General features: G+C 67.1%; 13 protein-coding genes. 5 read left to right on the forward strand and 8 right to left on the reverse strand.

Annotated elements, in window-relative coordinates:
• Window positions 1-9: 9 nt before the first annotated feature.
• Window positions 10-1,293 (reverse strand): glutamate-1-semialdehyde 2,1-aminomutase, encoded by a 1,284-nt coding sequence (gene hemL / locus WI26_RS04265; RefSeq protein WP_069225284.1) that lies wholly within the window; start codon window positions 1,291-1,293, stop codon window positions 10-12.
• 173 nt (window positions 1,294-1,466) lie between these two features.
• Entirely contained in the window at window positions 1,467-1,919 is a 453-nt protein-coding gene (locus WI26_RS04270; RefSeq protein WP_059593379.1) for a hypothetical protein, read from the reverse strand.
• 254 nt (window positions 1,920-2,173) lie between these two features.
• On the opposite strand from WI26_RS04270, the gene WI26_RS04275 reads away from it, so the two are divergent.
• The gene (locus tag WI26_RS04275; protein WP_069225285.1) at window positions 2,174-3,391 is read left to right on the forward strand and encodes a Bcr/CflA family multidrug efflux MFS transporter; all 1,218 of its coding nucleotides are present in this window, start codon (window positions 2,174-2,176) and stop codon (window positions 3,389-3,391) included.
• 118 nt (window positions 3,392-3,509) lie between these two features.
• Here the strand turns inward: WI26_RS04275 and WI26_RS04280 are convergent, their stop codons facing one another.
• The 3 genes from WI26_RS04280 to zwf all read right to left on the reverse strand — a co-directional run bounded on the left by WI26_RS04280 (window position 3,510) and on the right by zwf (window position 7,652).
• Entirely contained in the window at window positions 3,510-5,438 is a 1,929-nt protein-coding gene (locus tag WI26_RS04280) for a bifunctional transcriptional regulator/glucokinase (RefSeq protein WP_059467021.1), read from the reverse strand.
• Entirely contained in the window at window positions 5,416-6,096 is a 681-nt protein-coding gene (pgl, locus tag WI26_RS04285) for a 6-phosphogluconolactonase (protein WP_059509681.1), read from the reverse strand. The genes WI26_RS04280 and pgl overlap by 23 nt, the downstream gene beginning before the upstream one ends.
• Window positions 6,097-6,182: 86 nt before the next feature.
• Window positions 6,183-7,652 (reverse strand): glucose-6-phosphate dehydrogenase, encoded by a 1,470-nt coding sequence (gene zwf, locus WI26_RS04290; protein ID WP_059467023.1) that lies wholly within the window; start codon window positions 7,650-7,652, stop codon window positions 6,183-6,185.
• 429 nt (window positions 7,653-8,081) lie between these two features.
• Here zwf and WI26_RS04295 point away from each other — a divergent pair, with 429 nt between their 5' ends.
• From WI26_RS04295 to WI26_RS04310, 4 genes are all read left to right on the forward strand, one after another.
• On the forward strand, window positions 8,082-9,329 hold the full coding sequence (locus WI26_RS04295) for an ABC transporter substrate-binding protein (protein ID WP_059467024.1): 1,248 nt from the start codon (window positions 8,082-8,084) through the stop codon (window positions 9,327-9,329).
• Window positions 9,330-9,467: 138 nt separating this feature from the next.
• The gene (locus WI26_RS04300) at window positions 9,468-10,406 is read left to right on the forward strand and encodes a carbohydrate ABC transporter permease (protein WP_059509685.1); all 939 of its coding nucleotides are present in this window, start codon (window positions 9,468-9,470) and stop codon (window positions 10,404-10,406) included.
• Entirely contained in the window at window positions 10,396-11,253 is an 858-nt protein-coding gene (locus WI26_RS04305) for a carbohydrate ABC transporter permease (protein ID WP_059448153.1), read from the forward strand. Before WI26_RS04300 ends, WI26_RS04305 begins: the two co-directional genes overlap by 11 nt.
• A 112-nt stretch (window positions 11,254-11,365) precedes the next feature.
• On the forward strand, window positions 11,366-12,484 hold the full coding sequence (locus WI26_RS04310) for an ABC transporter ATP-binding protein (RefSeq protein WP_059915443.1): 1,119 nt from the start codon (window positions 11,366-11,368) through the stop codon (window positions 12,482-12,484).
• Between the two features lie 97 nt (window positions 12,485-12,581).
• Here the strand turns inward: WI26_RS04310 and WI26_RS04315 are convergent, their stop codons facing one another.
• The 3 genes from WI26_RS04315 to trxB all read right to left on the reverse strand — a co-directional run bounded on the left by WI26_RS04315 (window position 12,582) and on the right by trxB (window position 15,068).
• Window positions 12,582-13,205: a trimeric intracellular cation channel family protein gene (locus WI26_RS04315; protein WP_059467027.1), complete on the reverse strand. Its 624-nt coding sequence runs from the start codon at window positions 13,203-13,205 to the stop codon at window positions 12,582-12,584.
• Window positions 13,192-13,971: a Smr/MutS family protein gene (locus tag WI26_RS04320; RefSeq protein WP_059509688.1), complete on the reverse strand. Its 780-nt coding sequence runs from the start codon at window positions 13,969-13,971 to the stop codon at window positions 13,192-13,194. The genes WI26_RS04315 and WI26_RS04320 overlap by 14 nt, the downstream gene beginning before the upstream one ends.
• A 134-nt stretch (window positions 13,972-14,105) precedes the next feature.
• The gene (trxB, locus tag WI26_RS04325; protein WP_059467029.1) at window positions 14,106-15,068 is read right to left on the reverse strand and encodes a thioredoxin-disulfide reductase; all 963 of its coding nucleotides are present in this window, start codon (window positions 15,066-15,068) and stop codon (window positions 14,106-14,108) included.
• Window positions 15,069-15,258: the final 190 nt, after the last annotated feature.

Raw genomic sequence — 15,258 nt, forward strand, 5'->3', positions numbered from 1 at the left:
GGACCCCGGTCAGGCGGCGAGGGCCGCGAATGCGCGGCGCGCGGCCGCGAGCGTCGCGTCGATCACCGCGTCGTCGTGCGTGCTCGACACGAAGCCGGCCTCGTACGCGGACGGTGCGAAATACACGCCTTCGTCGAGCATCAGGTGGAAGAAGCGGTTGAAGCGCTCGATGTTGCTCTGCGTGACTTCCGCGAAGCTGGCCGGCACGCGCTCGGCGAAGTACAGGCCGAACATCGCGCCGATCGAGTCGGCCGCGAACGGCACGCCGGCCGCGCGCGCTTCGGCCGCGAGGCCGTCGGCGAGGCGCTTCGTCTGCGCGGTGAGCGCGTCGTAGAAGCCGGGCGCCTGGATCAGTTGCAGCGTCTTCAGGCCCGCGGCGACCGCGATCGGGTTGCCCGACAGCGTGCCGGCCTGGTACACGCCACCGAGCGGCGCGAGGTGGGCCATGATGTCGCGGCGGCCGCCGAACGCGGCGGCCGGCATCCCGCCGCCGATCACCTTGCCGAGGCAGGTGAGGTCGGCCGCGATCCCGTAGTACGCCTGCGCGCCGCCCAGCGCGACGCGGAAACCGCACATCACCTCGTCGAAGATCAGCACGGCGCCGTGCTTCGTGCACAGCGCGCGCAGTGCGTTCAGGAATTCGGGCGTGCCGCGCACGAGATTCATGTTGCCCGCGACGGGCTCGACGATTACCGCGGCGATCTCGTCGCCGAACGCACCGAACGCCTCTTCGAGCGCGGAGACGTTGTTGTATTCGAGGACGGTCGTGTGTTTCGCGATGTCGGCGGGCACGCCGGCCGACGTCGGGTTGCCGAACGTCAGCAGGCCCGAGCCGGCCTTGACCAGCAGGCTGTCCGCGTGGCCGTGGTAGCAGCCCTCGAACTTGACGATGCGGCTGCGGCCCGTGAAACCGCGCGCGAGACGCAGCGCGCTCATCGTGGCCTCGGTGCCGCTCGACACCATCCGCACCTGCTCGATCGACGGCACGAGCTTGCAGATTTCCTCGGCGATCTCGATTTCCGCCTCGGTCGGCGCGCCGAACGAGAAGCCGTCGGCAAGCACGTTCTGCACGGCCGACAGCACTTCCGGATGAACGTGGCCGACGATCATCGGGCCCCACGAGCCGATGTAGTCGATGTATTGCTTGCCGTCGGCATCCCAGAAGTACGGGCCCTCCGCGCGCGACACGAAACGCGGCGTGCCGCCGACCGAACGGAAGGCGCGCACCGGCGAGTTGACGCCGCCCGGAATGGTCTTCTGGGCGCGTTCGAAGAGGATCTGATTGTTGGACATGTGCGAAACCTGCGAGAGAAGGGCGCGGGGGGCCTGTGCACGGGCCGCGGCGCCTGGCGGAACGATCGTCCGATTGTACCGGAGACGCGCATGACCGGCCCGCCGGGCGGTCTGCGGCCTTTCGGCGCGCGCGGGATGGGCCGGCGCGCACGGTTGCGCCCGATCCGGCCCGTTTATCGCGGCGGTTTGCGCTTGCCGGTCAGTTCGGTCCAGCGTTTTTCGAGCGGGCCTTCGACCATCGGCTTGATCGACGTGCCGGAGGACTGCGCGTCCCAGGTCTGCACCGAGTATGGATGCACGCGCAGCGCGTCGCGCGGGATCACGACGTCCTGGTGGGCGTCGACCAGCCAGTCGTAGACGAAATCGATGCACAGCCGGTAGCCGCGCTTCGTCGCCGGGTCGGGCACCTCGTACGGCGCGCGCGTCACGTAGCCCGAGCCGAACACGCCCTTCGGCTCCTTCGCGACGCGGTGCAGGAACACGCGATCGCCCGGCAGGATGCCGCGCGCGAAGCCGCAGCCCCACACGTCATGCACGGCGTCGCCGGCCTTCACGCGCGCGGCGACGTCGGGCAGCTCGGGCCACGGCCATTTCTTGGGGCTCCAGATCAGCAGGAAAGCGGTCATCGGTTCGGTCGTGCGTCGATTGGGTCGGACAAGAGAAGCGTGGAGCCGCAAGCTTAATCGAATCCGGGCGCGGCCTCGTGCTGCCTCCCGGGACATCGGCGGTGATCGGCCGCACGGCCGTGCGCGGCGCCTGGCCGACGGCTCGCCAAAAAGTTGCGCGTACAATCATGGGCCTGAGCGCCGTCCGCGGCGCGGCCCCCCGTCTTCACCGCCACGCGCGCCCGGATGCGCGCGGGCCTCCATTCCGGATACCCATGTCCCACGTTGTCCGGCGCCGGCCCGATGCCCGGCTGATCCTGTTGCTCGGCGCGCTCGCCGCTTGCGGGCCGATCGCCACCGACATGTACCTGCCGAGCCTGCCGTCGATCGCCGCCGGCTTTTCCGTGAGCCCCGGCGCCGCGCAGCGCACGCTGACGAGCTTCATGGCCGGCTTCTCGATCGGCATGCTGCTGTATGGCCCGCTGTCCGACACATGGGGCCGCCGGCCCGTGCTGCTCGGCGGCATCGCGCTGTTCACGCTCGCGAGCGTCGGCTGCTTCGTGTCGAACTCGATCGACATGCTGATCCTCGTGCGGTTCCTGCAGGCGCTCGGCGCGGGCGCGGCGTCGGTGCTGTCGCGTGCGATCGCGCGCGACGCGCACGAGCCGGCCGATGCGGCGAAGGTGCTGTCGATGGTGGCGATCGTCACGGCGGTCGGGCCGCTGCTCGCGCCGCTGATCGGCGGGCAGATCCTGCGCTTCTCGGGTTGGCGCGGCGTGTTCGTCGTGCTGGCCGTGTTCGGCGCGGTGTGCGCGGCGACCGCGTACCTGCGCGTGCCGGAAACCTGGCCGAAGGAGCGGCGCAAGAGCGCGGCCGTGCTCGCATCGTTCGCGTCGTACGGGCGCATCCTGTCCGATCCGGTCGCGTGGGGCCACATGCTGTGCGGCGGGATGGCGTTCGCGTCGATGTTCTCGTACATCACCGCGACGCCGTTCGTGTACATCGAGTACTTCCACGTGTCGCCGCAGCACTACGGGCTGCTGTTTGGCCTGAACGTGGTCGGCATCATGATCGGCAACTTCACGAACACGCGGCTCGTCGGCCGCATCGGCTCGCTTCGGATCATCGCGGCCGCGTCGCTGGTGAGCTGCATCGCGTCGCTCGCGGTCGCGCTCGTCGCACTGACCGGGTGGGGCGGGTTGTGGTCGATCGTCGTGTGCCTGTTCTTCGTGGTCGGCGTGGTGGGGATCCTGTCCGCGAACTGCACGACCGACCTGATGCATCGCTATCCGCACAACGCGGGCGCGTCGGCGGCCGTGTTCGGCGCGATGCAGCTCGCGCTCGGCGCACTCGCGAGCGTCGCGATCGGCGCACTCGCGGACGGCACGCCGTTCGCGATGGGCGTGACGATCGGCGTCACCGGCGTGCTGTGTTTCGTCGGTCGCTCCCTCGTGCTGCGCTGGCATGGCCGGCCGGTGAAAGCGGGCGCCTGAGGCGGCGCGGCGGCAGCAGCCCCCGCCGCGGGATGAAAAAACGCCACCGCGCGATGTGCGTCGGTGGCGTTTTTTTAGGGGCGGGCGGAAACCAGGCGCCGACGTGCCGTGTCGGGTGTCAGTCCCGCGCGACGTCCTTCGCCGCCGGCGACGCGCCGTGGCTCAGCCAGTCGAGCACGTCGGCCGTCTCGTCGTCGCTCGCTCGTGCGCGCGCCTGCGCGACGGCCTCCGGCAGCTCGCCGTTGGTGGACGCGCGACGGATCGCGACGCCGACGGCGAGGATGTCGATCATCAGCAGATGCAGGATTCGCGAGATCATCGACAACTGCGATTCGCGCATCTCGATGTGATCGGTCTCGAGCGCGACGGTCGCGCGCTTCGCCAGCGGCGTGTTGCTCGACGTGATCGCGATCACCTTCGCGCCGGCCTGCATCGCGACGTCGAGCACGCGGAGCAATTCCGGCGCGCGTCCCGATTTCGACACCGCGACGATCACGTCGCCCTTGCCGAGCAGCGCGGCCGATGCGGCCTGCATGTACAGGTCGCCGTACGCGATCGTCGGAATCCCGAAGCGGAAGAACTTGTAATGCGCGTCCTGCGCGACGATGTTCGAGTTGCCGAGCCCGTAGAACTCGATGCGACGCGCGCCGTTCAGGATCTCGATCGCGTTCTCGACGTGCTCGAAATTCAGGTGTTCGCGCAACTGCAGGATCGCGGACACCGTGTTGTCGAGCACCTTCGCGCCGAAGTCGGTGGCCGTGTCGCCGAGATGCACCTGGCTGTGGCTCATCGGAATCGTGCCGGTGAGGCCGGTCGCGAGCTTCAGCTTGAAATCCGACAGCCCCTGACAGCCGAGCGAGCGGCAGAAGCGAATCACCGTCGGCTGGCTCACGTCCGCCTTGCGTGCGATGTCGACGATCGGGTCGTTGATGATCGAGCGCGGATGATTCAGCGCGAGATCGGCGACGCGGCGCTCGGCCGGCGTCAGCGCGTCGCGCATCTGACGGATCCGCTCGAACACGGCCGACGATGCGCCGCCCGAGCGGTTCGACAACTGTTCCGCGAGGATCGCCGACACGCCGAGGAACGCCGGATATTCGGCGGTGATCAGGTAGGTCGGGATGTTCTGCAGATAATGCGCGAAGCGGCCCTTCGCCTCGAAGCGCGCGCGGAACGACGAGCGCGTGAACAGTTCGCCGAGCTTCAGCGCGACGCCGCCGCCGATGTACACGCCGCCGAGCGCGCCGAGCGTCAGCGCGAGGCTGCCGGCGAACGAGCCGAGGATGCCGCAGAAGCATTCGACCGCCTCGAGCGCGAGATCGTCGCCCGCGTGCGCGCGCTCGACGATGTCCGCCGTGTCGACGGTCGCGGCCACGCGCTTCTTGTCGCGCGCGGCGAGCGCGCGATAGATGACCTCGATGCCGGGGCCCGCGCACACGCGTTCGAACGACACGTGCGGAAACTTCTTGCGCGCGTACTGCAGCACGAGATCCTCGCGCTCGTCCTGCGGCGCGAACGATGCGTGACCGCCTTCGCTGCCGAGCGCGATCCAGCGGTCGTCCGCGGGGATCAGGCCGGACACGCCGAGCCCGGTGCCGGGCCCGAGCAGCCCGATCACGCTGTTCTGGCGGCGCGTGCCGCCGCCGATCTGCACGCGCTGCGCATCGGTCAGGCCCGGCAGCGCCATCGCGAGCGCGGTGAAGTCGTTCACGACGAGCAGCGTGTCGAAGCCGAGCGCGCGCCGCGTGGCCTCGATCGAGAAGCTCCAGTCGTGATTGGTCATCGTGACCTGGTCGCCGTCGACGGGGTTCGCGATCGCGATCGCCGCGTGGTTCACGCGGCTGATCTTCACGTCCTTCAGATACTTGCGGATCGCGTCGGTAAGCGTCGGATAGTCGGCGCCGGGGTACACGCGGATCTGCGTGATCTCGCCGGGGCCGGTTTCCAGCGCGAAACGCGCGTTGGTGCCGCCGACGTCCGCGAGCAGGCGCGGGCCGTCGGCATGCTGGCCCGCGACGACGGCCTTACTTTGCGCACCAGTAGACATCGAGCTTGGTCCCCTTGTCGTTGGCCAGTTGGGAAATCGCGTTCTTCTGCAGCGATGCGGCCGCCGCGTCAAGCACCGCGCGTTTGCGTTCGCCCGCGATCAGCAGGAACAACCGGTCGACGCGCTTGAGCGCATCGAGCGAGAAGCTCACACGCGCATGCGGCGCGGCGCCGGGATGCACGGCGACGAAGCGCTCGGGTGTCGCGATCGCGTGGTCCCATTCGGGCGCGTCCGCGAAGATCGACGCGGTGTGGCCGTCCTCGCCCATGCCGAGCACGGCGACGTTCGGTACGCGGTAGTCGGCGTTCGCGTTGAGCGCGGCGACGTGCGCGTCGAGCGACACGCGCGTGTCGACGAGCGGCAGGAAGCGGGCAGGAGCCGCCGCGTGCTGCAGCAGCGTGTCGCGCACGAGGTGCGCGTTGCTGGCCGCATCGTCTTCCGGCACCCAGCGGTCGTCGACCAGCGTGACGTCGACGCCGGCCCAGTCGAGCGCCGCGTGCGACAGTGTTTGCAGGAACGGGCGCGGGCTCGTGCCGCCGGACACCGCGAGCGTCGGGCGCGCGGCGCCGCCGAGCGCGGCGCGCAGCGCGTCGCCGACGGCGCGCGCGAGCGCTTCGCTTTGCGCTTCCTGGGTGTCGAAAGCGTGGATCTCGATCACATCTCCTCCGGACTGCTTTGTCTGTTCAATTCGTGCGAATCATGGGGCACGTTGCCGCGCGCTTGCGCGCACGACGACGGCTTGCATCAGTTTTCTTCTTCGAGCCAGCAGGTGCCGTGCTGCGCGAGCATCGCGCTCGCCGCGGCCGGTCCCCACGTGCCGGCCGCATACGGCTTCGGCGGCTTCAGCGAGCGGGCCCATTCGTTCAGGATCGGCTCGACCCAGCGCCACGCGGCTTCCTGCTCGTCGCGACGCACGAACAGGGCGAGGCGGCCGTTGATCACGTCGAGCAACAGGCGCTGGTACGCCTCCATCTGCCCTTCCTTGAAGAACCGGTCGAACGCGAGGTCGAGGTGCACGCTCGCGAGATTCATCCCTTCGCCGGGCTGCTTCGCGAGGCAGTACAGGCGAATCGTCTCGTTCGGCTGCAGCCGGATCACGAGGCGGTTCGAGCCGGCGCGCAGCGCGGTCGGCCCGAGAGCCGAGTGCGGCACCGGCCGGAAGTTGACGACGATCTCCGCGACGCGATCGGCGAGACGCTTGCCGGTGCGCAGGAAGAACGGCACGCCGGCCCAGCGCCAGTTCTCGATCTCGACCTTCAGCGCGACGAAGGTTTCGGTCGCGCTGTCCGGCTTCACGCCCGGCTCGGTTGCGTAGGCCGGCACCTGCACGCCCTTGATCACGCCCGCATGATACTGGCCGCGCACCGCGACCTTGCCGATGTCGCGCGAATCGACGGGCTTCAGCGCGCGCAGCACGCGCAGCTTCTCGTCGCGCACCGAGTCGGAGTCCATCGAATGCGGCGGCTCCATGGCGACGATCGACAGCAGTTGCAGCAGGTGGTTCTGCACCATGTCGCGCAGCGCGCCCGTATTGTCGTAGAAATCGCCGCGCGCCTCGACGCCGAGCTCCTCGGCGATCGTGATCTGGATGCTCTCGACCCATTCGCGGCGCCACAGCGGCTCGAACAGCGCATTGCCGAAGCGCAGCGCGAGCAGGTTCTGCACCGGCTCCTTCCCGAGGTAGTGGTCGATCCGATAGATCTGGTCTTCCGCGAAGATCTCGCCGACCGCGTCGTTGATCGCGTTCGACGAGCGCAGATCGTAGCCGAGCGGCTTCTCGAGCACGATGCGCGCGCCTTCGTTCAGGCCTACCGACGCGAGCGCTTTGCAGATCGGCACGAACAGCGACGGCCCCGTCGCGAGATAGAACACGCGAATGCCGGGCAACTGCGCGACCGCGTCGCGCAGCACGACGTAGTCCTCCGCGCGACCGAGGTCGAGCTTCACATATTCGATGCGTTCGAGGAAGGATTTCCACGCGGTTTCGTCGAAGGCCTTGCCGGCCGCCTTCACCGCGTGCGGCTTCACGTGCGTGTCGACCCACTCGAGATAGCCGGCCCGATCCGATTCGTGCCGCGCGACGGCAACGATCCGGCCGCTTTCCGCGAGCATGCTGCCGCGGTGCGCTTCGAACAGCGCGGGCAGGATCTTGCGCATCGACAGGTCGCCGGTGCCGCCGAAAAGTACGAAGGTAAAGCTGGAATCGGTATGCATGTGTCTCCGCCGGTTGGGGTGCTGGGAAGCGATCCGTAGTGCGATAAAAATATTTTTGACACTGAATTGTAGTTTAACTACAATCCGCCGCAAGGGGTAGCACCTGGGTGAAGAAAAAAAGAAGTGCGGTCGACGAACTGCGCGAGCTTCGCCTTCGGGAACGCCTTGTGCCGAATGTTATCGGACATTGACGGTGCGCATCGTCCGCGCGCCGTCGCCCCCGGGCTTGCGCCGCGGCATCGCGGCGGGCCAGAAACACAAAGAGGAGACACGCCGTTGAATCTCGATTCACGCTTTCTGTAAGAGCCCGGCCGGTCATCGGCCCGTACGCTGCATGCGTCCCGCGGCTCGATTTCCCCGTCGTTTATCAAGAAGCCGGTTCCCCGTCGGGGAACTTAACGAGTTGATTCAGTCTGGAGGAGATAAGTAATGAAAGTTCGCTCGATCATGGGCGCGCTCTGCGCCGCAGGTCTGATGGCAGGCGCCGTGGCGGCGCAGGCGGCCGAGAATGTAACCGTGCTGCACTGGTGGACGTCGGGCGGCGAGTCGAAGGCCGTCGGCGTGCTGAAGGACGACATGCAGAAGCAGGGCTACGTGTGGAAGGACTTCGCGGTCGCGGGCGGCGCCGGCGCCGCGGCGATGACCGCGCTGAAGACCAAGGTGATCAGCGGCGACGCTCCGTCGGCCGCGCAGATCAAGGGCCCGCTGATCCAGGACTGGGCCGACCAGGGCGTGCTCGTCAACATCGATTCCGCCGCCGGCGACTGGAAGCAGAACCTGCCGCCGGAAATCGACAAGATCATCAAGTACAAGGGCCACACCGTCGCCGCGCCGTTCTCGGTGCACCGCGTGAACTGGCTCTATATCAACAAGGCCGCGCTCGACAAGGTCGGCGCGAAGGTGCCGACCACCTGGCCCGAATTCTTCGCGGTGGCCGACAAGCTGAAGGCCGCGGGCATCCAGCCGGTCGCGATGGGCGGCCAGCCGTGGCAGGACCTGACGCTGTGGGAAGACGTCGTGCTGTCGCAGGGCCCGGCGTTCTACAAGAAGGCGCTGGTCGATCTCGACCAGGCGACGCTGACGTCGCCGCAGATGCTGTCCGTGTTCGACACGGTGCGCAAGATCCAGGGCTACTTCGATACCGGCCGCAACGGCCGCGACTGGAACCTGGCGACCGCGATGGTCATCAACGGCAAGGCCGGCATGCAGTTCATGGGCGACTGGGCGAAGGGCGAGTTCGAGAACGCCGGCAAGAAGGCGGGCAAGGACTACATCTGCGCGCCGGTGCCGGGCACCGCGAACTCGTACACGTTCAACGTCGACTCGTTCGTGTTCTTCCAGCAGAAGGGCCAGAAGGATGCGACGCCCGGCCAGATCGCACTGGCGAAGACGATCATGACGCCGGGCTTCCAGGAGCAGTTCAGCCTGCTGAAGGGCTCGGTGCCGGTGCGCCTCGGCGTGAAGATGGACAAGTTCGACGACTGCGCGAAGAAGTCGTACGCCGACGAGCAGACCGCGATCAAGTCGGGTGGCTTCGTGCCGTCGCTCGCGCACGGGATGGCGCAGGGCGACGCAACGGCCGGCGCGATCACCGACGTCGTGACGAAGTTCATGAACTCGCAGCAGGATTCGAAGAGCGCGGTCGCCGCGCTCGCGAAAGCCGCGAAGGTGAAGTAAAGCGCGACAGGCGCCCGGCCGGAAACGCTTCGCCGGCCGGGCGTTTTTGCAAGTGCAGCAAACGGGCGCGCCCGCGGGCCCGTGCCGTACCCGGCGCCGGCCCGGCCTGCGTCACCCTCGTTCCAGGAGTCGAATCAAGTGGCTGCCCCTCTTAGCGGAAACGGATCCGGCGCTGCCGCCGCACGGCGCACATCGCCGATGTCGGCCTTCGCCGATCGCTGGATCCCGAAGCTCGTGCTCGCGCCGAGCCTCGCGATCGCCGTGGTGTTCATCTACGGCTTCATCCTGATTACCGGCTATCTGTCGCTGACCAACTCGCGGCTGTTGCCGAACTACGAATTCGACGGCTTCGGCCGTTACACGGACCTGTTCCAGAACGACGTGTGGTGGACCTCCGCCGCGAACCTCGGCTGGTTCGGGATTCCGTTCATCGCGATCTGCGTCGCGCTCGGGCTGTTCCTCGCGATCCTGCTCGACCAGCGGATCCGCAACGAAGGCGCGCTGCGTGCGATCTTCCTGTATCCGATGGCGTTGTCGTTCATCGTCACGGGCACCGCATGGCAGTGGATCCTGAACCCGGGCCTCGGCCTGGAGAAGGTAATGCACGACTGGGGCTGGACGAGTTTTTCGTTCGGCTGGCTCGACGATCCGGACAAGGCGATCTTCTGTATCGTGATCGCCGCCGTGTGGCAGTCGACCGGCTTCGTGATGGCGCTGTTCCTCGCCGGGTTGCGCGGCGTCGATGCCGAGATCTTCAAGGCCGCGCAGGTCGACGGTGCGACGCTGCCGACCATCTACCGCAAGATCGTGATCCCGAGCATGCGACCGGTGTTCTTCTCGGTGCTGCTGATTCTCTGCCACATCACGATCAAGACCTTCGACCTGGTGGTCGCGTTGACGGCGGGCGGCCCCGGCACGTCGTCGTCGTTGCCGGCCATGTTCATGTACACGTTTTCGTTCAACCGCGGCCAGCTCGGGCTCGGCGCGGCGTCGTCGGTGATGATGCTCGCGACCGTGGTCGCGGTGCTGGTGCCGCTGATGTATATGGAATCGAGGAGCACCCGCAATGCAGCCTAAGATGACGATCAGCCGGGCAGTGATCTATGCGGCGCTGATCCTGTTCGCGCTGTATTTCCTGTTCCCGATCTACGTGATGCTGTCGACGTCCTTCAAGGATCTCGACCAGCTGCGCACCGGCAACCTGCTGACGCCGCCGACGCACTGGACCGTCGATCCGTGGGTGAAGGCTTGGAGCGGTGCGTGTACCGGCGTGCGCTGCGACGGCATGAAGCCGTTCTTCCTGAACTCGCTGCAGATGGTGATTCCGGCCGTGCTGATCTCGTCGCTGATCGGCGCGTTCAACGGCTACGTGCTCACGCACTGGCGCTTTCGCGGCGCGGATGCGCTGTTCACGATGATGCTGGTCGGCTGCTTCATTCCGTTCCAGGTGATTCTGCTGCCGATGGCGCGCCTGCAGGGGATGCTCGGCCTCGCCAACACGATTCCGGGCCTCGTGTTCGTGCACGTCGTGTACGGGATCGCGTTCACGACGATGTTCTTCCGCAACTTCTACGTGAGCGTGCCGGCCGAGCTCGTGAAGGCCGCGCGCATCGACGGCGCGGGTTTCTTCACGATCTTCACGAAGATCCTGCTGCCCGTGTCGCTGCCGATCTTCATGGTGTGCCTGATCTGGCAATTCACGCAGATCTGGAACGACTTCCTGTTCGGGATCGTGTTCTCCGGCGTCGATTCGATGCCGATCACGGTCGCGCTGAACAACCTCGTCAACACGTCGACGGGCGTGAAGGAATACAACGTCGACATGGCGGGCGCCATCATCGCCGCGCTGCCGACGCTGCTCGTCTACGTGGTTGCCGGCCGCTACTTCGTGCGCGGGCTGACGGCGGGCGCGGTGAAGGGGTAAGCGCGGTTTCATCCGATACGACGAACCGGCCGCGCACGACGCGCGGCGCATCGAAACGAACCCGACGCGGCGCCGCAGTGCGCCGCGCGAGACGAGACAGAGGATTCACAGCATGGCAAGCCTTTCCATCCGTGACGTGTACAAGACCTACCCGAACGGGGTGCCGGTCCTGAAGGGTGTCGACATCGAGATCGAGGACGGACAGTTCCTGATCCTGGTCGGCGGATCGGGCTGCGGGAAATCGACGCTGCTCAACATGATCGCCGGCCTCGAGACCGTGACGAGCGGCGAGATCTGCATCGACGGCAAGGTGGTGAACAACCTGTCGCCGAAGGATCGCGACATCGCGATGGTGTTCCAGTCATACGCGCTGTATCCGTCGATGACGGTGCGCGAGAACATCTCGTTCGGCCTGAACATCCGCAAGGTGCCGAAGAGCGAGCAGCAGCAGATCGTCGAGCGCGTGTCGGCGATGCTGCAGATCCAGCATCTGCTCGACCGCAAGCCGGGCCAGCTGTCGGGCGGCCAGCGCCAGCGCGTCGCGATGGGCCGGGCGCTCGCGCGCGATCCGTCGCTGTTCCTGTTCGACGAACCGCTGTCGAACCTCGACGCGAAGCTGCGCATCGAGATGCGCGCGGAAATCAAGCTGCTGCACCAGCGCCTCGGCACGACGATCGTGTACGTGACGCACGACCAGATCGAGGCGATGACGCTCGGCGACCGGATCGCGGTGATGAAGGACGGCGTGGTTCAGCAGTTCGGCGCGCCGCAGGAAATCTACGATTCGCCGTCGAACCTGTTCGTCGCGGGCTTCATCGGCGCGCCGCCGATGAATTTCATCAATGGCAAGCTGGTCGAGCAGGGCAACGGGATCGCGCTCGAGATCGACACGGGGCTCGCGCGTGGCGCGCTGAACCTGCCGTTCGACGCGAAGCGGATGAACGGCCACGTCGGCCGGGAGGTGATTCTCGGCCTGCGCCCGGAGCGCATCACCGACGTGCGCAACGCGCACCACGGCGAGACGTCGCAGCTGCAGCCGATCGATGTGCGCGTCGACGTGACGGAGCCGACCGGGCCGGACACGCACGTGTTCGCGCAGGTCAACGGCAAGCGGATCGTGAGCCGCGTGCATCCGGCCGCGAATCCGCAGCCGGGGCAGACGCAGTCGCTGCTGTTCGACGTATCGAAGGCCGTGTTGTTCGATCCGGCGTCGGAAGAGCGGATCGCGTGACGCGGAGTAAGCGCTGAACGAAAGAGAAGGGGCCGTGTAGATGAACGGCCCCTTTCGTTTTGGAATGCCGGCGAGGCCGCAGGGCAGCGCGGTCGCTTCAGTGCGGCAACCGCACGTCGAACTTGTACGTCGCGAGCCGCGCGACGAGGATGAAACCGGTCGCGAGCAGCACGCTATACACCGAATCGAACTGCAGCCACGCTAGCAGCAGGTAGAACCAGCAGCCGATGAACGCGCAGGTCGCGTACGGCCGCGAATCGCGCAGGATCAGCGGGATGTCGTTGCACAGCACGTCGCGGATGATCCCACCGACCACGCCCGTGATCACACCCATCATCACCGCGATGAAGCGCGGCATCTCGGCATCGAGCGCGATCGCAGTGCCGGAAATGCTGAAGATGCCGAGCCCGATTGCGTCGGCGACCAGCAGCAGCCGCTCGGCCGATAGCCGCGACAGCATCCGCAGCACGAACGGCGCAAACAGCGCGAGCACGAAGATCGCGATTACGTAGTCGTCGTGCACGACCCAGTAGAACGGCCGGCGCTCGAGCAGGATGTCGCGCAGCGTGCCGCCGCCGAACGCGGTGGCGAGCGCGACGACGAACGTGCCGACCGAATCGAGCCGGTTCTTGCGTGCCTCGATGAAGCCCGAGATCGCGAACGCCAGCGTCGCGATCGCCTCCAGTACCGCGATCGCGAGCGTCAGCCTAGGATGCGGCACGCGGCCCCCGGTCGGCGGGCGCCGCGAGCGGCTGCAACAGCACGAGCACCGCGCCCGCGCCGCCGTCGTGGCTGCGCGCCTCGCAGAACGCGATCACCTCTTCCTTCTGCACGAGCCACGCGCGCACCTTGCCCTTCAGTACGGGCTCCTTGCCGATCGAGCCGAGCCCCTTGCCGTGAATCACGCGCAGGCAGCGCAGCCCCTTCTTGCCGGCCTCGCGGATGAACTCCGCGAGTGCGTCGCGCGCTTCGTCGCGCCGCATCCCGTGCAGGTCGAGCTGCGCCTGCACGATCCATGCGCCGCTCCTCAGCTTGCGTACGACATCACGGCTGATGCCCGGACGGTGGTAGTACAGCGATTCGTCGCTGTCGAGCAGCGTCTCGGGATCGAATTCGTCGGACAGCGTCGCATTCAGCACGTCCTCCTCGTCGCGCTGCGTCTGCTTTGGCACCGGATCGGGCGGCGTGCGGCCGGACTTCGCACGCGGCGGTGCGTTCAGCGGCTGGATCGCGCCGATTTCGTTGCGGAACAGGTTCGCGTCGGCTTCCGCCTGGCGGGCGGCCTTCGCGGTTTCGACGCGGGTGCGCTCGCGGCGGTCGGCTTCGCCTTGCAGCGACTTGCGCAATGCGCCGAGGCCGGCCAGGCCCTGGCCGCGCAGGACGGCGGCGTCGGGTGCGGGCGGCGGCGCGGCGGGCGCCGGGTTCGCGGGACGGGCGGCGATCTGCCGCTTCGCGGGATCGCTCGGATGGGGCTGGTTCTTCGCCATGATTCGGTAACCGGGCAGGCGCGTTCGAACGCGCGGGCACAAAAAAGCCGCTGCACGGCGGCAGCGGCTTTCCGGTCAAGCCCGCTTCGCGGCAGCGGACGCCATTGTAGCGCCCGGAGCACGAAGGCTTGAGCTTACTTCTTGTCGTGCAGGCTTTCGAGGTAGCGCTGCGCGTCGAGCGCGGCCATGCAGCCCGTGCCGGCGCTCGTGATTGCCTGGCGATACACGTTGTCCTGCACGTCGCCGGCGGCGAACACGCCCGGCACGCTCGTCGACGTCGCGTTGCCCTGCAGGCCGCTCTTTGTCAGGATGTAACCGTCCTTCATCTCGAGCTGGCCCTGGAACAGGTCGGTGTTCGGCTTGTGGCCGATCGCGACGAACACGCCCTGCACGTTGAGATCCTGCGTTTCGCCGGTCTTCACGTTCTTGATGCGCAGGCCCGTGACGCCCGAATCCTCGCCCGTCACTTCATCGAGCACGTGATCCCACTTGATGTCGACGACGCCTTCCTTTTCCTTCTCCAGCAGGCGGTCGATCAGGATCGGCTCGGCGCGGAACTTGTCGCGGCGGTGGATCACGGTGACCTTCTTCGCGATGCCCGTCAGGTAGAGCGCTTCCTCGACGGCCGTGTTGCCGCCGCCGATCACCGCGACTTCCTGGTTGCGATAGAAGAAGCCGTCGCAGGTCGCGCAGGCCGACACGCCCTTGCCCATGAACGCTTCCTCGGAAGCCAGGCCGAGATACTGCGCGGACGCGCCGGTCGCAATGATCAGCGAGTCACACGTGTATTCGCCCGAGTCGCCGATCAGCCGGATCGGCTTTTCGTGCAGTTTCGCGGTATGGATGTGGTCGAATACGATTTCGGTGTTGAAGCGCTCGGCGTGCTCCTGGAAGCGTGCCATCAGTTCCGGGCCTTGCACGCCCTTCGCGTCCGCCGGCCAGTTTTCGACGTCGGTCGTGGTCATCAGCTGGCCGCCCTGCGCGATGCCGGTGATCAGCACCGGGGACAGGTTGGCGCGTGCCGCATAGACGGCAGCCGTGTAGCCGGCGGGGCCGGAACCGAGAATCAGGACTTTGGCGTGTTTGGGCGTGGACATGTGCGAATCCGTAAAAGGCGGCCGCGGCGGGCGGGGTAAGGCTCGCCGGACGGTCTGGGTTGACCGGGATGCCGTCATAGATGGGTATCAGACGCGCATTATAAAGGCCCCGTTGCTGCGCTGCCGAACGAGAGTTTCAATCGGGGCGATAGCATTGCCGCGATCGCTTCGGGCGCCCCGGCCCTCTTAT

It is taken from the genome of Burkholderia diffusa (assembly GCF_001718315.1).
GTDB classification, from domain to species: domain Bacteria; phylum Pseudomonadota; class Gammaproteobacteria; order Burkholderiales; family Burkholderiaceae; genus Burkholderia; species Burkholderia diffusa_B.